The sequence below is a fragment of the Agromyces sp. NPDC055661 genome (assembly GCF_053618135.1).
Map to the genome: position 1 here is coordinate 1023323 of NZ_JBSHHC010000001.1, position 19630 is coordinate 1042952.

16 protein-coding genes are annotated in these 19630 nt (G+C 70.4%); all 16 read right to left on the reverse strand.

The features are described 5' to 3' along the window. Positions 1-115 precede the first annotated feature (115 nt). Positions 116-1726, reverse strand: coding sequence for a xylulokinase (locus ACWGO8_RS04680; protein ID WP_452041959.1), 1611 nt, complete (start codon positions 1724-1726; stop codon positions 116-118). After that, the gene (locus ACWGO8_RS04685; protein ID WP_452041960.1) at positions 1723-2442 is read right to left on the reverse strand and encodes an L-ribulose-5-phosphate 4-epimerase; all 720 of its coding nucleotides are present in this window, start codon (positions 2440-2442) and stop codon (positions 1723-1725) included. Before ACWGO8_RS04685 ends, ACWGO8_RS04680 begins: the two co-directional genes overlap by 4 nt. Further along, the gene (locus ACWGO8_RS04690; protein WP_452041961.1) at positions 2439-2585 is read right to left on the reverse strand and encodes a hypothetical protein; all 147 of its coding nucleotides are present in this window, start codon (positions 2583-2585) and stop codon (positions 2439-2441) included. Before ACWGO8_RS04690 ends, ACWGO8_RS04685 begins: the two co-directional genes overlap by 4 nt. Before the next feature lie 488 nt (positions 2586-3073). Beyond that, positions 3074-4315, reverse strand: a complete 1242-nt coding sequence (gene mmsB, locus ACWGO8_RS04695) for a multiple monosaccharide ABC transporter permease (protein WP_376955920.1) — start codon at positions 4313-4315, stop codon at positions 3074-3076. A gap of 30 nt (positions 4316-4345) precedes the next feature. Beyond that, complete coding sequence (gene mmsA, locus ACWGO8_RS04700; RefSeq protein ID WP_452041962.1) at positions 4346-5875, reverse strand: multiple monosaccharide ABC transporter ATP-binding protein; 1530 nt, start codon at positions 5873-5875, stop codon at positions 4346-4348. A gap of 139 nt (positions 5876-6014) precedes the next feature. After that, a complete protein-coding gene (gene chvE / locus ACWGO8_RS04705; protein ID WP_452043518.1) occupies positions 6015-7094 on the reverse strand; it encodes a multiple monosaccharide ABC transporter substrate-binding protein in 1080 nt (359 codons plus the stop codon). Between the two features lie 185 nt (positions 7095-7279). Next, entirely contained in the window at positions 7280-8050 is a 771-nt protein-coding gene (locus ACWGO8_RS04710) for an L-ribulose-5-phosphate 4-epimerase (protein ID WP_452041963.1), read from the reverse strand. Positions 8051-8285: 235 nt separating this feature from the next. Continuing rightward, entirely contained in the window at positions 8286-9305 is a 1020-nt protein-coding gene (locus tag ACWGO8_RS04715) for a LacI family DNA-binding transcriptional regulator (RefSeq protein WP_452041964.1), read from the reverse strand. 204 nt (positions 9306-9509) lie between these two features. Further along, the gene (locus ACWGO8_RS04720; RefSeq protein ID WP_452041965.1) at positions 9510-11060 is read right to left on the reverse strand and encodes an MFS transporter; all 1551 of its coding nucleotides are present in this window, start codon (positions 11058-11060) and stop codon (positions 9510-9512) included. 68 nt (positions 11061-11128) lie between these two features. Continuing rightward, positions 11129-12469 carry a phytase gene (locus ACWGO8_RS04725; protein WP_452041966.1) on the reverse strand — a complete coding sequence of 447 codons (1341 nt, stop codon included), beginning with the start codon at positions 12467-12469 and terminating at the stop codon, positions 11129-11131. An 89-nt stretch (positions 12470-12558) separates the two neighbouring features. Then, a complete protein-coding gene (locus ACWGO8_RS04730; RefSeq protein WP_452041967.1) occupies positions 12559-13389 on the reverse strand; it encodes an aldo/keto reductase in 831 nt (276 codons plus the stop codon). A 141-nt stretch (positions 13390-13530) separates the two neighbouring features. After that, a complete protein-coding gene (locus ACWGO8_RS04735; protein WP_452041968.1) occupies positions 13531-14478 on the reverse strand; it encodes a cyclase family protein in 948 nt (315 codons plus the stop codon). Then, positions 14475-15944 (reverse strand): APC family permease, encoded by a 1470-nt coding sequence (locus ACWGO8_RS04740; RefSeq protein WP_452041969.1) that lies wholly within the window; start codon positions 15942-15944, stop codon positions 14475-14477. Before ACWGO8_RS04740 ends, ACWGO8_RS04735 begins: the two co-directional genes overlap by 4 nt. A gap of 159 nt (positions 15945-16103) precedes the next feature. Then, positions 16104-16895: a slipin family protein gene (locus ACWGO8_RS04745; RefSeq protein WP_376955912.1), complete on the reverse strand. Its 792-nt coding sequence runs from the start codon at positions 16893-16895 to the stop codon at positions 16104-16106. A 112-nt stretch (positions 16896-17007) separates the two neighbouring features. Continuing rightward, positions 17008-18168, reverse strand: coding sequence for a cystathionine gamma-synthase (locus ACWGO8_RS04750; protein ID WP_452041970.1), 1161 nt, complete (start codon positions 18166-18168; stop codon positions 17008-17010). 46 nt (positions 18169-18214) lie between these two features. After that, the gene (locus tag ACWGO8_RS04755) at positions 18215-19582 is read right to left on the reverse strand and encodes a cystathionine beta-synthase (RefSeq protein ID WP_452041971.1); all 1368 of its coding nucleotides are present in this window, start codon (positions 19580-19582) and stop codon (positions 18215-18217) included. Positions 19583-19630: the final 48 nt, after the last annotated feature.

A 19630-nucleotide genomic window follows, 5' to 3' on the forward strand; every position in this document is an offset into this window, starting at 1 on the left:
CTGCGATGCGTTCATGTGGCGTGCCGCGCGGGTGCGGGTTCGCCGGTCGGTCTTGGCGAGTGGGCGATCTTGGCGAATCCGGCATTGATGTGTCCGCAAACTTCGCCCACTCGGGTCAGATGGCGTGCACGGCCGCGGCCTCGGCGGCGAGGCCGTCGCGGTAGCGGTCGAGGAAGGCGGCGAAGCCGGCGACATCCGCCGCATCGGGCTCGACGGTCTCGAACGCGGCATCCGCGAAGACCCGGTCGTTCAGGTAGGCACCGAGGTCGAGCTCGTCGGCCGAGCGGAGGTACGACGCGAGCACCGCGATGCCCCAGGCGCCGCCCTCCGAGGCGGTCTCGCCGACCGCGACGGGCGCGTCGAGCGCCCCCGCGAGGAAGCGCTGCGCGACGCCGGCCGTGCGGAAGATGCCGCCGTGGGCGAACATCCGGTCGAGCTCGACGCCCTCGCTCGCGAGCACGCGCATGCCGAGCGCGAGCGTGCCGTACACGCCGTAGAGCTGCGCCCGCATGAAGTTGGCGAGCGTGAGCCGGCTGTCGGGCGTGCGGACGACCATCGGCCGCCCCTCCTCGAGCCCGGCGATCGGCTCGCCCGCGAGCTGGTTGTAGGCGAGGAGGCCGCCGGCATCCGCGTCGCCCTCGAGCGCCTCGCGGAAGAGCACCTCGAACACGGCGTCGTTGTCGACGCGGGCACCGGATGCGGCCGCGAACCGCGCGAACAGTCCCGCCCAGGCGGCGAGTTCGCTCGCGCCGTTGTTGCAGTGCACCATCGCGACGGGATCGCCGGCGGGCGTCGTGACGAGGTCGAGCTCGTGGTGCGCGTGCGAGAGCGCGCGCTCGAGCACGACCATCGCGAAGATGCTCGTGCCGGCGCTGACGTTGCCCGTGCGCGGGGCGACCGAGTTCGTCGCGACCATGCCCGTGCCGGCGTCGCCCTCGGGCGGGCACAGCACGACGCCCGGACGAAGCGCGCCCGTCGGGTCGAGCAGGGCGGCGCCCTCGGGGGTGAGCTCTCCGGCCGGCGCGCCCGCGGGGAGCACTTGGGGCAGGAGCTCGGTGAGCCGCAGGCCGGGGGCGCGGTCGGCGACGAGGCCGTCGAAGACCTCCACCAGGCGGGCGTCGTAGTCGTTCGCATCCGAGTCGATCGGGAACATGCCCGACGCGTCGCCGACGCCGAGCACCTTGCGGCCCGTGAGCCTCCAGTGCACGTAACCGGCCAGCGTGGTGACGAACGCGACCTGCGGCACGTGCGGCTCCTCGTCGAGGACGGCCTGGTGCAGGTGGGCGATCGACCAGCGCAGCGGGATGTTGAGCCCGAACCGCTCGCTGAGCTCCGCCGCGGCCGGTCCCGTCGACGTGTTCCGCCACGTGCGGAACGGCACGAGCAGCTCGTCGGCGGCGTCGAACGCGAGGTAGCCGTGCATCATCGCCGAGACGCCGATCGCGCCGAACGTCTCGGGCTGCACGTCGAAGCGGCGGCGCACGTCGGCGACGAGGTCGGCGTAGGCCGCCTGCAGGCCCGACCAGACCGCCTCGAGCGAGTAGGTCCAGCGGCGGTCGACGAACTCGTTCTCCCATTCGTGGCTGCCGACCGCGAGCACCTGCGTCGGGTCCTCGCCGACGAGGCACGCCTTGATGCGGGTCGAGCCGAACTCGATCCCGAGCGACGTGCGTCCGTCGAGGATCGCGGCGCGCGCGGCATCCGTCGTGTGTTGGGTGTCGCTCATCGGCGTGCATCTCCACTCTGTCCGTAGACGTTCTGGTAGCGGTCGTAGAGGCGGTCGACCGCGTCCTGCGGGATCGGGACCAGGGGCCCGGCCTCGCGGGCGAAGTGCACGCTGCGCGCGACGTCCTCGACCATGACGGCGGCCTTCACCGCGTCCTTCGCGCTCGACCCGATCGTGAACGGGCCGTGGTTCCGCATCAGCACAGCACGCGATCGGTGGCCGCTCAGCGTCTCGACGATGCCCCGGCCGATCGAGTCGTCGCCGATGATCGCGAACGGACCGACCGGGATCGGTCCGCCGAACTCGTCGGCCATGGCCGTGATCACGCACGGGATCTCCTCGCCGCGCGCCGCCCACGCGACGGCGAAGGTGGAGTGCGTGTGCACGACGCCGCCGACCTCGGGCATGTTGCGGTAGACGTAGGCGTGCGCCGCCGTGTCGCTCGACGGGGCGCGCTCCGAACCGGGCGTGCCCGGGATCACGTTGCCGTCGAGGTCGCAGAGGATCATGTTCCCGGCCGCGAGGTCGTCATAGCTCACGCCCGAGGGCTTGATGACGAACAGGTCGGCGCCGGGCACGCGACCCGAGACGTTGCCGCCCGTCCAGACGACGAGCCCGTAGCGGGTCAGTTCGGCGTGCAGGCTCGCGACGTCCGCGCGCACCTGCGCGATCGCCGCCTCGACCTCGGGCGCGAAGGCGGATGCCGCGGGGCTCACGCCGCGGCCGCTCGACCGGATGCCTCGAACCAGCGGTCCATGCGCTCGGCCACCTCGGCGCCGTCCTCCGACGACTGCAGCCCCCGGACGAAGTCGGCGAACTCGTCGAGCGCGGTGCCCGTCACGTACTGCTGGTCGGACACGGGGACTCCTTCGTCGAGGGGTGGGTTCGTTAGCGCTAACGAAGGAAGATGTTAGCGCTAACGAAGCCGAGTCTCAACCCGTCCGGCTCGCCGTTCTTCACGGCCCGGTCCGAATGCAGGAAGATCCGCGCGACACGCCGCCCGACGCACTCCGACATGCCGCTCGACCAGCAGAAGTTCCTGCATTCCCGTCGGGAGTGGAGGCTGCTGCCGGGCGGCGGGGTGGGTGGAGTCGGGGGGTGGCTGCCGCCGGGCGACGGCGCTCGAGTGGGCCAGGGATGCCGCGGCATCCGCTCGCCCGGCGATGCAATTCAGGTTCGCGCCGGCGCGTCGCGCCGGTTCCGCGGCGTGTCGCGCCGACACGCCGAGCGGCGACCTGAATTGCGCACATCGCGCTGGCACCGAACGCGGCCACGGATGCCGCAGCATTCGAAGACGGCGAAGGGGGCGGATGCCGCAGCATCCGCCCCCTCGGGTCGACCGACGCGTCAGCTGCCGGAGCGGCGTCGGTTGTAGACGTCGAACGCGACCGCGAGCAGCAGCACCAGGCCCTTGACGACCTGCTGCCACTCGATGCCGATGCCGAGGATCGACATGCCGTTGTTGAGCACGCCGATGATCAGGCCACCGATGATGGCCCCTCCGATCGTTCCGACGCCGCCCTGCACCGCTGCTCCGCCGATGAACGCCGCCGAGATCGCCTCGAGCTCGAAGCCGTCACCGGCCTTCGGCCCCGCGAGGTTCAGTCGCGCGGTGAAGATGAGGCCGGCGAGCGCCGCGAGGGTGCCCATGTTCACGAACAGCCAGAAATCGACGCGGCGGGTCTTGATGCCCGAGAGCTCCGCAGCGTGGCGGTTGCCGCCGATCGCGTAGATGTGGCGGCCGAACACCGTGCGGTTCATCACGATGCCGTACACGAGCACGAGCACCGCGAGGAGGATCAGCGTGATCGGAATGCCCTTGTAGCCCGCGAGTGAATAGGCGAAGAAGCCGATCGCGGCCGACACGAGCACGAGCTTCGTGATGAACCACGCCATGGGCTCGACGTCCTGGCCGTACTTCTGGCGGCCGCGACGCGTGCGCACCTGCTGCACGATGATGGCGAGGATCGCGAGGGCGCCGACGCCGAGCGTGAGGGGATCGAGCTCGAACTCCCCGAACACGTCGGTGAGGAAGCCGTTGCCCAGTGCGCGGTACTCGGCCGGGAACGAGCCGATGTTCGCATTGCCCAGCACGACGAGGGCGAGCCCTCGGAAGATGAGCATGCCCGCCAGGGTCACGATGAACGCTGGAATGCCGACGAACGCGATCCAGAATCCCTGCCACACGCCCACGAGCGCGCCGATGCCGAGCGAGAGGAGGACCGAGAGCCACCACGGCAGGCCCCATTGCACGGCGAACACGCCGGAACAGGCACCGACGAAGGCCGCGACGGATCCGACCGACAGGTCGATGTGGCCGGCGATGATGACCATCACCATGCCGATCGCGAGCACGAGGATGTACCCGTTCTGCACGACCAGGTTGGAGATGTTCTGCGGGCGAAGCAGGATGCCGTTGGTCAGGATCGAGAACAGCACGACCACTGCGATGAGCGCGATGAAGATGCCGTTCCGGCCGAGGTCGGAGAGCACGTGGCTCAGCCGGTCGGTGAACTTGTTCTCGACGGGGTTGATGTTGCCGCCGCCGACGTGGGTTTCCTCGGTGGTCGGGGGGTTCGGATTCGACATGGTGTCTCCTGGTGTATCCGCCAGCGCCGGCTAGCGGGGCTTTTCCATGGTCATGAGCTTGAGCATCGCCTCGGGGGTGGCCTCCTCGACGGGGAGTTCACCGGTGATGCGGCCCTCCGAGAGGGCGTAGACGCGGTCGCAGATGCCGAGCAGCTCGGGCAGCTCCGACGAGATCACGATGATGCCCTTCCCGGCCGCGGCCAGGCGATTGATGATCGAGTAGATCTCGTACTTGGCGCCCACATCGATGCCGCGCGTCGGCTCGTCGAGGATCAGGACGTCGGGGTCCGAGTAGATCCACTTCGACAGCACGACCTTCTGCTGGTTGCCGCCCGAGAGCTTTCCGGTCTTCACCAGGACGCTCGGCGCCTTGATGTTCATCGACTTGCGGTACTCGTTCGCGACCGCGTACTCCTCGTTGTCGTGCACGAGGCCGTACTTCTCGAGCTTCTTCAGGGACGCCATCGAGATGTTGCGCTTGATGTCCTCGATGAGGTTGAGGCCGTACGTCTTGCGGTCCTCGGTGGCGTAGGCGATGCCCTGGTCGATCGCCTCGGCGACCGTGCGGGTCTTGATCTCCTTGCCGCGGAGGAACACCTTGCCAGTGATCTTCGACCCGTAGCTCTGGCCGAAGAGGCTCATCGCGAACTCGGTGCGCCCCGCGCCCATGAGGCCCGCGATGCCGACGATCTCGCCCGCTCGAACGTTCATGTTCACGTTGTCGACCATGACTCGCGAGGTGTCCTGCGGATGGTGCGCCGTCCAGTCCTCGACGCGCAGGAGCTCCTCGCCGATGTTCGGCGTGTGGTCGGGATACCGGTGCTCGAGGTCCCGGCCGACCATGTCCTTGATGATGCGGTCTTCGGTGACGTCCTGCTTGGCGATGGTCTCGATGGTCTTGCCGTCGCGGATGACCGTGACGGAGTCGGCGACCTTCTTGATCTCGTTCAGCTTGTGGCTGATGATGATCGACGTGATCCCCTGCCCCTTGAGGTGCAGGATCAGGTCGAGCAGGTGGTCGGAGTCCTCGTCGTTGAGCGCGGCGGTGGGCTCGTCGAGGATGAGCAGCTTGACTTCCTTCGAGAGCGCCTTCGCGATCTCGACGAGCTGCTGCTTGCCGACGCCGATGTCCATGATCTTCGTCGTGGGGTTCTCGCGCAGGCCGACCCGGGCGAGGAGCTTCGATGCCTCGAAGTTCGTCTTGTTCCAGTCGATGAGGCCGCCGCGGCCCTTCAGCTCGTTGTTGAGGAAGATGTTCTCGGCGATCGACAGGTAGGGGCTGAGCGCGAGCTCCTGGTGGATGATGACGATGCCCTTGGCCTCGCTGTCGGTGAGGTCCTTGAACGCAACCGTCTCGTTCTCGAAGACGATGTCGCCGTCGTAGCTGCCGTGCGGGTACACGCCCGACAGCACCTTCATGAGGGTCGACTTGCCGGCGCCGTTCTCGCCGCAGATCGCGTGCACCTCGCCGCGCTCGACCCCGAGGGTGACGTTCGACAGGGCCTTCACGCCCGGGAACGTCTTCGTGATGCCGCGCATCTCGAGAATGTTGGTGGTCATCCTTGCTCCTGCTTCATTGCCGGGTGGGGCCGGCCGGACGACGGATGCCCCTGCGGCCGGGACCTGAGGCGAGAGTACTCCCGCCCAGGCCCCGACACGCGGGACGAAGCGTCATCCGGCCGGCATGCTCCGGTGGTGACTAGCCGTTGATTTCCTCTTCGGTCCAGTAGCCGCTGTCGACCAGGACCTCGGTGATGTTGTCCTTGACGACGATCTGCGACTCGAGGAGGTAGGACGGCACGACCTTCACGCCGTTGTCGTAGTCCTCGGTGTTGTTCACCTCGGGCTCCTCGCCGTTCAGGATCGCCGACGCCATGTCGACGGCGACCTTCGCGAGCTCACGCGTGTCCTTGAAGATGGTCGCGAACTGCTCGCCCGAGTTGATCGCCTTGACCGAGTCGAGCTCGGCGTCCTGGCCGGAGATGATCGGCCAGCCCTCGCCGACGGAGTAGCCCGCGTCGGTGAGCGCCGAGATGATGCCGCGCGACAGGCCGTCGTACGGCGAGAGCACCGCGTTGACCGTCGAGCCGTCGGAGTAGGTCGAGGTGAGGATGTTCTCCATGCGCTCCTGCGCGACCTCGCCGTCCCAGCGGAGGATGGCTGCCTGCTCGAAGTCGGTCTGGCCCGACTTCACCACCAGGGTGCCGTCATCGATGAGCGGCTGGAGCGTGTCGATCGCACCGTTCCAGAAGAACGTGGCGTTGTTGTCGTCGGGCGAACCGGCGAACAGCTCGATGTTGAACGGGCCGGCCGGGGCGTCCGCAGCGGGCTCGCCCTCGAGGTCGGTGAGGCCGAGGCCGTTGAGGAGCGACGTCGCCTGCTGCACGCCGACCTTGTAGTTGTCGAACGACGCGTAGTAGTCGACGTTCTCCGAGTCGCGGATGAGGCGGTCGTAGGCGATGACGGGGATGTCGGCGTCGGCCGCGTCCTGCAGCACCTGCGACAGCGTGGTGCCGTCGATCGAGGCGATGATGAGCGCCTCGGCGCCCTTCGTGATCATGTTCTCGATCTGCGAGACCTGGGTGGGGATGTCGTCCTCGGCGTACTGCAGGTCGACGGTGAAGCCCTGCTCCTCGAGCTGCTCCTTGACGGCGTCGCCGTCCTGGATCCAGCGCTCCGAGCTCTTCGTCGGCATCGCGACGCCGATGAGGCCGCCGTCTCCGCCGCCGTCGCTGCTGCCACCGCCGCTGCCGCCCGAGCACGCGGCGAGAGCCAGCATCGAGCCGGCCGCGAGCGTGGCGAGAAGCACCTTCTTCGTGTTCTTCACGGTGTTTCCTTTCACTGTGTTGTCAGTCATGGACGTCGTTGTCTTGGTGACAGTCGGAGCCGGCTTCGTCCATGTCAGCCGCCTCCCTCGCGCCGGTCGTGCTGTGCCGACGGTCGCAAGCTCTCGGGGTCGCCGGATCATGATCCGACCTTGGTGGTGCGGCGGGTGGTCTTCGCCCGCGCGGGGGTCTTCGTGGTGCCGGCGCGGCGGGCGTCGCCCTGCTGCCCGTACACGTTCTGGTACCGGTCGTAGAGGCGGTCGACCGCGTCCTGCGGGATGGGGACGAGCGGGCCGGCCTCACGGGCGAGGTGCACGGTACGGGCGACGTCCTCGACCATGACGGCGGCCTTCACCGCGTCCTTCGCGCTCGACCCGATCGTGAACGGGCCGTGGTTCCGCATCAGCACGGCGCGCGAGCGGTGGCCGCTCAGCGTCTCGACGATGCCCCGGCCGATCGAGTCGTCGCCGATGATCGCGAACGGGCCGACCGGGATCGGCCCGCCGAACTCGTCGGCCATCGCCGTGATCACGCAGGGGATCTCCTCGCCGCGCGCGGCCCAGGCGGTGGCGTAGGTGGAGTGCGTGTGCACGACGCCGCCGACCTCGGGCATGTTGCGGTAGACGTAGGCGTGCGCTGCGGTGTCGCTCGAGGGGGCGCGGTCGGCGCCGGGCGTGCCCGGGATCACGTTGCCGTCGAGGTCGCAGAGGATCATGTTCTCGGGAGCCAACTCGTCGTACGAGACGCCCGACGGCTTGATCACGAACAGGTCGGCGCCGGGCACGCGGCCCGAGACGTTGCCCCCCGTCCAGACGACGAGGCCGTAGCGCGTGAGCTCGGCGTGGAGCTTGGCCACCTCGGCACGGACCCGGGCGATGGCGACCTCGACCTGCGGGCCGAACGAGCTCATCGCGCACCTCCGCGGGCACCGGCGAACGCGCTGCGGCCCTGGGCGGGCACGTGCGCAACCTCGGTGATCAGCACGCGGGACTCCTTCGTCGATCTGGATGGAACCGGTTCGTGTGACGTGATGTGACCGTTCACACGAACGTCACACATGCTAACCGCACCAGCGATCGTGCTGTCAACTCACGGAGGTCACGGATCGGTAACGGCGCGCGGGGGGTCTGCGACGAGCCGGGGACTCACCACGGCGGCGCCCCCGTCGACCCGCGGATGATCAGCTCGGGCACGATCGTCCCGTGGTAGTCGGCCGCGGCGGGGTCGAGGTCGCCGAGCAGGAGCGCCACGCAGCGGCGCCCGAGCTCGGCGAAGTCCTGCCGCACGGTCGTGAGCGGCGGCCAGAAGTGCGGCGCCTCGGGGATGTCGTCGAACCCGATGATCGAGATGTCGCGCGGGATCTCGAGACCCGAGTCGCGGACCGCGTGCATGAGGCCGAGCGCCATCTGGTCGTTCGAGGCGAAGATGGCCGTGAAGTCCCGCACGGTGAGCAGCTCGCGCCCGGCCCAGTAGCCGAAGTCGGCCGTCCAGTCGCCGAGGATCGGCGCGGTCGTCGGCACGTCCTGCGAGCTCATCTCGTCGAGGAACCCGCGCATCCTGGCCTCGGCCTCGATCCAGTCCTGCGGCCCCGCGAGGTGGTAGATCCCGCGGTGTCCCAGCTCGATCAGGTGCCGTGTGGCCATGCGGGCGCCGGCGATCTGGTCGACCGAGAGCGCGTGATCGGGGTCCCGTCCGGTCGACTGCAGCGACACGTAGGGCACGTCGATCGACAGCTTCGCGAGCGTGTCGAACACGCGCACCTGCGGCGCGATCACGACCAGGCCCTCGATGCCCTGCGCCGCGAGATGGGCGAGTCCGTCGGAGATCGAGCCGGGGTCCGCGGTGTCGATGTTCGCCGTGCTCACCCAGTAGCCGGCCGCGCGCGCGGCCTCCTCGATCGCGGCGATGCTCGACGCCGGGCCGTACTGCGTGCTGGACGCCGAGAGGATCCCGATGGTGCGCGATCGGCTCGTGACGAGCGCCCGCGCGGCGCGATTGGGCTTGTACTGCAGCTCGGCCATGACGTCGAGCACGCGCTGCTTCGTCTCGGGCCGGATGCTCGGGTGGTTGTTGAGCACGCGCGACACCGTCTGGTGCGAGACGCCCGCCAGGCGCGCGACATCGCGGATGCTCGGGGCTCTCCCCCGCTGCGGCTCCTCCGGCACGGCGTCCTCGATCGGGTTCCGGCATGTGCACGGTCACATGCTTCGTCGACTCCAATTATGCACAACTCTGCGGGAATGTGACGGTCACAGATGTGACGTCACATCCGCGAGGGCACGGGCCACGACCCGTATGCGTGTGCCGTCACACGACCGGCGCGGCCAACAGGCCGATTCGGATGCCGCGACACCGCTGTCACGGTGGATTCAGGCCGATTGGGATGCCGCGACGGCCCCTCGAGGCCGTACCCGGGGCGCCAGCACGACCGCGACCACCGCGATGGCCACGGTCACGGCGAAGTCCGCCGTGAACGCGCCCGCCGCGAGCGAGCTGGACACGAGCGCGGTGAGCGCGAGCGCGACCGCCGCGCCGAGCGACTCCCCGATCGAGAGCGCGGCGCTGTTGAAGCCCTGCGACGACACGGGCGACAGCTTGAGCACGGCGACCGAGAAGCGCGGGTACATGATGCCCATGGCGCCGCCCGCGATCGTCCATGCGATGAACGCGATGGCCGGCGCCAGCGTGAACGCCGACACGAGCAGCACCACGACGAGCGCCGCCGTGAGCACGCTCGCACCGAGCTGCACCGCCTGCGTGTTCGACATCCGGTCGCCGAGGCGACCCTGGAGCCAGGAGCCCGCCGCCCACGTCACGCCCGCGCCGGTGAGCACCGCGCCGGCGAGGCTCGGCGAGAACTCGTAGCGCTCGATGAGCAGGTAGGGCAGGTATATCTCGCTGCCGAAGAACGCGCCCGCCACGATGAGCCGGAGCAGGACGGTCGCGGGCATCCCCCGCGCGGCGCGCAGGGTGCCGGCCGGCATGAGCGGTCGGGCGGCGACGGCCACGAGCGCGATGGACGCGATCGCGACGACCCACTGCCACGGGTCGGGCAACTCCTTCGAGAGCGACAGCGTGAGCGCCGACGCCGCCGCGAGCACGGCCCACGCGACCCGCGCGACGCTCCAGCGCACCGCCGGATCGCCCTGCACCTGGTCGCGCACGCGCAGGATCGGCGGGAGCATCATGGCCGCGGCCGGCACGATGAGGGCGATCACGCCGAGGAACACCCAGTGCCAGCTCACGGTCTCGGCGACGAGGCCCGCGAGGGCCGGACCGACGATCGACGGGATCACCCAGGCCGCCGCGAAGCCGGCGAACACTCGGGCCCGCAGCGCCTCGGGATAGATGCGCGCGACGATGACGTAGAGCGGCACGATGACCGCGGCGCCCGAGATGCCGTGCACGAAGCGCCCGAGGATGAACATCGGCATGGTCACGGCCGTGCCGGCGATCAGCAGGCCGACGACGAACAGCACCGCCGACGTGATGAGCGAGGGCAGCGGGCCCGATCGGTCGGTCCAGTTGCCGGCGAGCACCATGCCGATGATGCCCGCGGCGAGCGGCACCGCGAACGCCAGCGCGAAGAACTCCACCCCGTCGAGGTCGCGCGCGACGAGCGGCATGATCGTGGTGACCGCCATGGCCTCGAACGCCGCCAGGAAGATGATCGAGTACATGCCGATCGAGAGCCACCGGTAGGGCAGCGAGAACGTGCTGCGCGCCGGCGGTGCGGCCGCGGCGGCGCCGGCCTCGGCCATGGCGCCGGTGTCGACACGACGGAGGGCGTCGGGCTCGGTGCTCGCCGCGGCATCCGACCCGACTCGAGCGGATGCCTCGGCCGACGCGACCGCCTCGACGCCCGGCTCCACCGAATGCTCGGAGGTGTCGGGCCCGGGGTTCGTCGTCGAGTCGCTCACTCGATTCAGCCTATCCCCGGCCACCGACGGACCGGCCCGCCACCGCTCGGCGGCGGGCCGGCGCTCGCTCAGCGGCCGAAGCGCGGGTCGTTGCGCTCCGCGGCGCTGGCCGTGAGGCCGAGCGCGTCGGCGACGTCGCCCCACTGCACGTACGAGAAGTTCGTCGCATCCCGCTCGTCGTCGACCTCGGGTCCGCTGTCGGGCTCGTCGTGCGTGACGAGCAGGCCCTGCCGGTACTCGCCGACGGGCCGGTTCGTCACGGCGAGCCCGTCGGAGCCGTTCACGTCGTCGACGCCCGCGACCCGGAAGGTGCCGACCAGGTCGTTGCGACCCTGCGTGCGGTAGACCGCGTAGGTGTCGCCGCCCTGGCTCGACACGATCACGTAGCCGGTGGCGCCGGGGCCGTGGTAGACGTCGACGCCCTCGGCGTCGGCTTCGAGGACGGTGCCGCCGAAGCCCGCGTCGGCGGGATCGATGGGCGCGCACTCCTCGGTCTCGGGGTCGTAGGCGTCGTGCACGCCGAAGTCGCGAACGCGGTCGACGAGCTTCGGCTCGCCGCGGCCGATCGGCAGCTGCAGGCGCCACAGGCCGACGTCCTCCTGCGCGGCATAGAGCACGCCGGTGCGCTGGTCGACGCTCACGCCCTCGAGCTGCGGCAGCACGCCGGGCTCCTCGCACGGGATCCACGTCGTGCCGTCGGGCAGCGGGAAGGTCGCGGGGAAGTCGATCGTCGCGGCATCCGCGTACCCGACGACGCCGTCGCCCGCGACGAGGCGCACGGTCGCGACCGTCGTCGCGCCCTCCTGCGTGACGACCGCCACGGCGTCGCCGCCCTTCGGCTGCCACACGGCGAGCCCGTAGGCGGTGTGCTCCTCGTCGACCTCGGCGCGGTCGGCGCTGAAGAGGAACGGCAGCTCGGGCGCGGTCACCTCGCGCAGCGGCTGCGTCGCCGACGAGCCGGCCGGGTCGATGGCGAAGAACCGGAGCTGGTCGTTGTACCGGTCGGACACCACCGCGATGTCGACAGGTCCGTCGCCCAGGTCGAGGCCGTAGGCGATGTCCACGTTGTTGTAGCGGCCGTCGGCACCGTCGGCGCGGGGAGCCGGCTCGGCCGCGAGCGACTGGAGCTCGTCCGCCGCGAGGTCGTAGACACGAAGGCCGCCCTCCTTGGCCGTCGTGATCACGATCGACTCGGCGGAGTGGGTGGGGTTCACCCAGATCGCGGGGTCGTCGCCCGAGGCGTTGCCGCCCTCGTCGTCGTCGTAGAGCACGGGCGTCTCGATGTCGGTGGTCACGACCGCGGGCGTCGAGGGGTCGACGCCGGGGCGAGCGGATGCCGCGACGGGCGCGGCCAGGGCGAGGGCGATCGCGGCGGACGCGGCGATCGCAAGACGTCGGGAGATGGCCATGCCGCGAGCCTGCCGACGCCCGATGAACGCGGCCCGTCGCCCCGGCGACCTCCCGGCGAACGAGCGCGGTCGCCCCGTCGGACCTCGGGCTAGAACTCCTCGTGCGTGTCGGGGTCGGCGCCCCAGAGGCGCCCGCGCGAGAGCGCCGAGATCGCCTCGACCTCCTCGGGCTCGAGGCTGAAGGAGAACACGTCGAGGTTCGCGCGGCGGCGCTCGGCATCCGCGGACTTCGGGATCGGCACGGCCTCGAGCTCGACGTGCCAGCGCAGCACGATCTGCGCGGGCGACACGCCCTTCTCCGCCGCGAGCCCGGTGATGACCGCCTCCTGCAGCAGCTCGGAGCGCTTCGCGAGCGGGCTCCAGCTCTCGGTGCGGATGTCGTGCTCGTCGTGGTAGGCGCGCAGCTCCTCCTGCGGGAAGTACGGGTGCAGCTCGACCTGGTTGACCGACGGCACGACCCCGGTCTCGCGGTCGAGGCGGTCGAGCATGTCGGCCGTGAAGTTCGAGACGCCGATCGAGCGCACGACTCCCCGCTCGCGCAGGCGGATCATCGCCCGCCAGCTGTCGATGAACTTGTCGATGCGCGGCAGCGGCCAGTGGATGAGGTAGAGGTCGACCCATTCGACGTCGAGGCGCCGGCGCGACTCCTCGAGGCTGGCGATCGTCTCGTCGTACCCGTGGTGGCGGCCGGGGAGCTTGGTCGTGATCACGAGGTCGCTGCGGTCGACGCCCGAGCGGCGCACGGCCTCGCCGACGACGTCCTCGTTGCCGTAGTTGTACGCGGTGTCGAGCAGGCGGTATCCGTCGGCGATGCCCGAGACGATCGCCTCGATGCCGGCCTGCTCGTTGAGTCCGTAGGTGCCGAGCCCGATCGCAGGGAGGGACGTGCCGTCGCGAAGCGAGTACTCGGGAGCGATCATTCCCTAATCCTCACCCACGAACTCGGCGGATGCCACCGCACGACGCCGTGGGTCGCCACGTGACCCATCGGGCACGCGTCGGCCGCCGCGACCGTCGGATCGGCGACGGCCGCGGTCGGATCGCCGACACCGGCTGTCGGCTCAGCCGACCGGCAGCTCCACGAACGCCCGCACCGGGAACGTGCCGAAGCCCTCGACCCGCGGCGGCACCGCCGTGAAGCGCGCGCCGTGCGCGGGCACGCGGTCGAGCGCCGTGAGGTGCTCGACGACGTGCACGCCGGCCGCGAGCAGGATCGAGTGCGCCGGGCGCGTGCCGCCCGACTCGGTGTCGTCGATGTTCAGCGAGTCGATGCCGACGATCGCGACACCCGCGTCGACGAGGTGCTGCGCACCGGCCTCGGTGAGGAACGGCGCTCCCTGCGCGTACTCGGGCGTGCCGAAGTGGCGGCTCCAGCCGGTGTGCAGCAGCACGGCGGTGCCGGCGAGGTCGCGGTCGAGCAGAGCCTCGGCGGGGATGCCGCGCGTCGTGGCATCCGTGAACCGGAAGGCCTCGGCGGGCACGCCCACGAGGGTCGCGAGATCGAGGCTCGCGAGGTCGCCGCCCTCCGCGTAGCGGTGGTACGGCGAGTCGAGGTAGGTGCCCGTGTTGCCGGCCATCGTGATGATGTCGATCGCGAACTCCGTGCCCGGCGCGTAGTGGTCGCGCGACGCCTCGCGGGTGAGGTGCGGGGTGATGGTCGGCGCCGGGATGCCCGGATACGTGACGAGGCCGGCCCGGATCGGGTGGCTCAGGTCGACGAGCTCGCCTCGGGTCGCTCCCGCTGTGCCGGTGCGGGCAGCGGATGCCGCGGCATCCGTCGCCGTCTCGGCCACGCCGCGCGACCCCTTGTGCGCCTCCTCGACGATCTCGAGGTTCGTCAGCTCGACGCGGCCGACCATGGCGAGGCCGAGGTGACGCACGAGGAGTTCGCCGATCTGCGCCCCGGTGAGGTCGGCCGACGGGAGGTCGAGCCGGAAGCCCTGGGCCTGCAGCCGACCCCCGTTCACGAAGTCGATGTCGGCGTCGAAGGCGGCACGGTACTCGGTCAACGGGGCTCCTGTCGGGCGGTGGCGGTGAGGACGGGTTCGGAGACGCCGGCGTCGGCGTCGGCATCATCGCCTGGGGCGTCGGCTGCATCCTCCTCGGCCCGTGCGACACGAGAGGCCCGCGCGGCGGCCCGCCTGCGCCGCACCCGGCGCACCAGGGTGACGAGCACCGCGGCGAGCGCGAGCACGAGCGGCACGATGAGGTTCGCCCACGCGAGCACCAGCAGGCCGGCCGTCATGACGGTCGCGACGACCGCGAGCCACCAGCCGAGGCTCCAACGCTCGAGCAGCAGGGTGGCGGCGAGCATGCCGGCCGCGTAGATGGCGACCATGTTGCTCGTGTGGATGAGGATGAAGCCGGTGAGGTCGAGCCGGTTCACGAGCATGAGCCCGAAGTAGACGACGATGAGCACGCCGGTGAGGGCCAGCGACCGGCGCGGGACCTCGCCATCGGCTGCGCCCTTGGCCAGCCACCGCGGCAGATCGCCGTCGCGACCGAGCGCCGCGCCGAGCTTGCCGAAGGCGGGCAGGTAGGCGTTGACGACGCCGAGCGTCACGACGGCCGCGACGATCGCCACCAGCACCGACCCGATGCCGGGCGCCGTCGACTCGACGAGATCGAGCAGGGGCACCTGGCCCTCGCCGGCGCGCGAGCCGAGCACCGCGACGGTCACGAACTGGAGCGCCAGGTAGCCGAGGCCCACGACGACGATCGCGATCGCCGTGGCGATGGGGATCGTGCGACGGGGGTTCTTGAACTCGCCGGCGATGTGGGTGCCGACCTCCCAGCCGGCGAACGCCCACACGAACAGGCTGATCGCGAGCCCGACGCCGGCCCACCCGTTGGGCAGGAACGGCGTGAAGTTCGACGCCTCGACCGCGGGGAACGTGACGGCGACGACGCCGACCACGACCGACAGCAGCAGGCCCGTGAGCACGAACTGCACCCAGCCCGCCACGCGCACGCCGAACCAGTTCGCGATGAACGGCGGCACGAAGACCGCGAAGCCGATGATCGGCACGGCGGCGCGGTCGACGCCGAGCACCGCGACGACGTACTCCCCGCCGAGGATCGCGACGACCGGGGCGCCCACGCAGACGCCGAAGTAGAACCAGTAGCCCGTCATGCGCGCGGCCGTGGCGCCGAGCGCACGGCGCACGTAGCTGGCGACGCCGCCCGGGTCGGGGTAGCGCGCGGCGAGCGCGGCGAAGGTGCCGGCGAGCGGGATCGAGAGCACGAGCACCGCGGCGACCGCGACGATGGACGCAGGCCCGGCAGCAGCGGCGGCCAGCCCGGGAAGCACGAGGATGCCGGTGCCGAGGACGCTCGCGATGTAGAGCGCCGTGCCCTGTACGAGCCCGAGGGTTCCGTGGTGCGCCTGCCCGCCGTCGGTCGCTGGAGCGTCCGCGGCGCCCGGCGAGGTCGCCGGTTGCGCGCCGATCGCGGCGCCCGCCTGATTCGATGTCACCCGCTCATTCTGGGGCATCCCACCGACACGTGCGATGGCAGGATCGACACACTTCATCGAATTCCTGCCACCGAGCGACAACGGGCACGACCCGAGCCGACGGCGGGGATCCCCCGGGCCGCGGCGGGCTGTCCCGGTCCGCCGCGGCGCTCCCCGGAGTCAGTGCCCGCGCACCTGCGACACCGCCGCCTCGCGGTCGATGAACGACGTGAGCTCGCCGATCGAGGTCATGAGCGGCGCCGGGAACACGACGAGCGTGTTCTTGTCGACGCCGACCTCCACGATGCTCTGCAGCGTCCGCAGCTGCAGTGCGAGTGGATGCGACATCATCGTGTCGGACGCGGCGCCGAGCTGGGCCGCGGCCATCGCCTCGCCCTCGGCGGCGATGATCTTCGCACGCTTCTCGCGCTCGGCCTCGGCCTGCCTGGCCATCGCCCGCTTCATCGAGTCGGGCAGCAGGATGTCCTTCAGCTCGACGAGCGTCACCTCGACGCCCCACTCCGCGGTCGTCACGTCGAGGATCTGCCGGATGTTGGCGTTCAGGGTCGCGGTGTCGGACAGCGCCTCATCGAGGTGGTGCTGCCCGACGACCTTGCGCAGCGTCGTCTGGGCGATCTGGTCGATCGCGGACTGCACGTTCTCGATCGCGATGACCGACTTCACGGCGTCGACGACGCGGTAGTAGGCGACCGCCGAGACGCCGACGCTCACGTTGTCGCGGGTGATGATGCCCTGCGACTGGATCGGCAGCGTGACGATGCGGAACGACACCTTCGTCATCACGTCGACGAACGGGATGATGAAGCGGATGCCGGGATCGCGCACGCGGTGCAGCCGTCCGAACCGGAGCACGACACCGCGCTCGTACTGCTTCACGATCTTCACCGACATGAAGAACAGCACGATGGCGATGATGGCGACGATGATGATGGTGACCCAGAGCCAGACCATGGCGCTCATCTCCTCGGCGCCGGTGACGTGCCGCGCGCCGTCACCTCAATTGTGACACCGCGATCCGGGCCGAAGCCCGGCGCTCAGCGTCCTCGAAGGCTGGCGGATGCCGCTACAGCCGCGCGAGCGCCCGGTCGATGTCCTCGAGCAGGTCCTCGACGTCCTCGATGCCCACCGAGAGGCGCACGATCGACTCGGGCACCTCCGCCTCGGTGCCGCGCACCGACGCGTGCGTCATCTCCGACGGGTAGTTCACGAGCGATTCGACGCCGCCGAGCGACTCCGCGAGCTGGAACAGCTCCGTCGACTCCGCGAACCGGCGCGCCGCGGCAGCGCCGCCCTCGAGGTCGATCGAGACCATGCCGCCGAACGCCGACATCTGCCGGGCCGCGAGCTCGTGCCCGGGGTGCGACTCGAGTCCCGGGTAGAGCACGCGGGCGATGCCGTCGTGCTGCTCGAGCCGCCGGGCGATCGCGAGGGCGTTCTCGCTGTGCCGCTGCATCCGGATGCCGAGCGTCTTGATCCCGCGCGTCGTGAGGAACGCGTCGAACGGCCCCGAGACCGCACCGGCCGCGAACTGCGTGAACGTCACCCGCTCGGCGAGCTCCTCCTGCCCGGACGCGAACACGAGCCCGCCGCCGACCACGTCGGAGTGGCCGCCGAGGTACTTCGTCGTCGAGTGGATCACGACGTCGGCGCCGAGCCCGATGGGCTGCTGCAGCGCGGGCGACGCGAACGTGTTGTCGACGACGACGAGCACGCCGGCCTCGTTGCCGAGTTCGGTGAGCGCGGCGATGTCCGAGATCTTCATGAGCGGGTTCGAGGGCGTCTCGACCCAGAGCACCTTGGTCGTGCCGAGCTCGACGGCGGCGCGCACCTGGTCGAGGTCGCTCGTGTCGACGGTGGTGTGCCGGATGCCCCACGCGCCGAAGATGCGACGCACGAGGCGGTGGGTGCCGCCGTAGACGTCGTTGCCGATCACGACGTGGTCGCCGGGCGCGAGCACCGTGCGCAGCAGCGCGTCCTCGGCCGCGAGGCCCGACGCGAACGAGAGGCCGCGGATGCCGCCCTCGAGCGCCGCGAGCTGCGTCTCGAGCGCCGTGCGGCTGGGGTTGCCGCCGCGCGAGTACTCGTAGCCGCCGCGGAGGCCGCCGATGCCGTCCTGCACGTAGGTCGAGGTCTGGTAGATCGGGGGGATGACCGCGCCGGTGGTCGGGTCGAACGCCTGTCCGGCGTGGATGGCACGGGTGTCGAAGCGCGCGTCGTCGTGCATGGTGCGTGGGCCTTTCATGACGGATGCCGCTGCGGCATCCGATGGATCAGGAGGAGAGGTACGAGAGCAGGTCGGTGCGGCTGATGACGCCGAGCGCCTTGCCGCCGTCGGTGACGAGCATCGCGGAGGCGTCGCCGAAGGCCGCTCGTGCCGTCGCGACGGGCTCGTTCACGCCGATGAGCGGAAGCGCGTCGCCGACCACGGTCGAGACGTCGTCGGTGAGTTTCGCCCGGCCCGAGAACACGAGGTCGAGCAGTTCCTCTTCATGCAGCGCGCCGAGGACCTCGCCGAGCACGACCGGCGGCTCGGCCGACAGCACGACGAGCTGCGAGACGCCCGTCGCGGCCATGCGGTCGATCGCGTCCTTCACGGTGTCGCTCGGGTGCACGTAGACGAGCGGGACGGTGCGGTCGGCCTTCGCGTCGAGCAGGTTGCGCACGGTGTGACCCGCGGGCGCATTGCCGAAGCCGTAGGCGCGCAGCCACTTGTCGTTGAAGATCTTGCCGAGGTAGCCGCGGCCCGAGTCGGGCAGCAGCACGACGAACACGTCGTCGGGTCCGGCGGATGCCGCGGCCTTGAGCGCCGCGACGACGGCCATGCCGCTCGACCCGCCGACGAGGATGCCCTCCTCGCGCGCGAGCCGGCGCGTCATCGCGAACGACTCCGCGTCGGAGACCGCGATGATCTCGTGCGGCACCTCGGGGTCGTAGGCCTTCGGCCAGAAGTCCTCGCCGACGCCCTCGACGAAGTACGGACGGCCTGTGCCGCCCGAGTAGACGGAGCCCTCGGGGTCGGCGCCGATGATGCGCACGGCGTCGCCCGACACCTCGCGCAGGTAGCGCCCGGTGCCCGTGATGGTGCCGCCGGTGCCGACGCCGGCCACGAAGTGCGTGACCTTTCCGTCGGTGTCGCGCCAGATCTCGGGACCCGTCGTCTCGTAGTGCGAGCGCGGACCGTTGGGGTTCGAGTACTGGTCGGGCTTGAAGGCGCCCGGGATCTCGCGGGCGAGGCGGTCGGAGACCCCGTAGTACGACTCGGGGCTGTCGGGCGCGACCGCGGTCGGCGTCACGACGACCTCGGCGCCGTAGGCCATGAGCACGTTGCGCTTGTCTTCGCTGACCTTGTCGGGGCAGACGAAGATGCACTTGTACCCGCGCTGCTGCGCGATCAGGGCGAGCCCCACCCCGGTGTTGCCCGAGGTCGGCTCCACGATGGTGCCGCCGGGCTTCAGCTTGCCCTCGCGCTCCGCGGCGTCGATGAGGCGGCTCGCGATGCGGTCCTTCACCGAACCGCCGGGGTTGAAGTACTCGAGCTTCACCAGCACCGTGGCATCCGTCACCCCCTCGGTGACGTGCTGGAGCTTGACGAGCGGGGTGTCGCCGACGAGGTCGACGATCGACTCTGCGTACTTCATGCCGTGTTCATTCCTCTGGTGGAGTGCGTCGAACAGCGAGCGGATGCT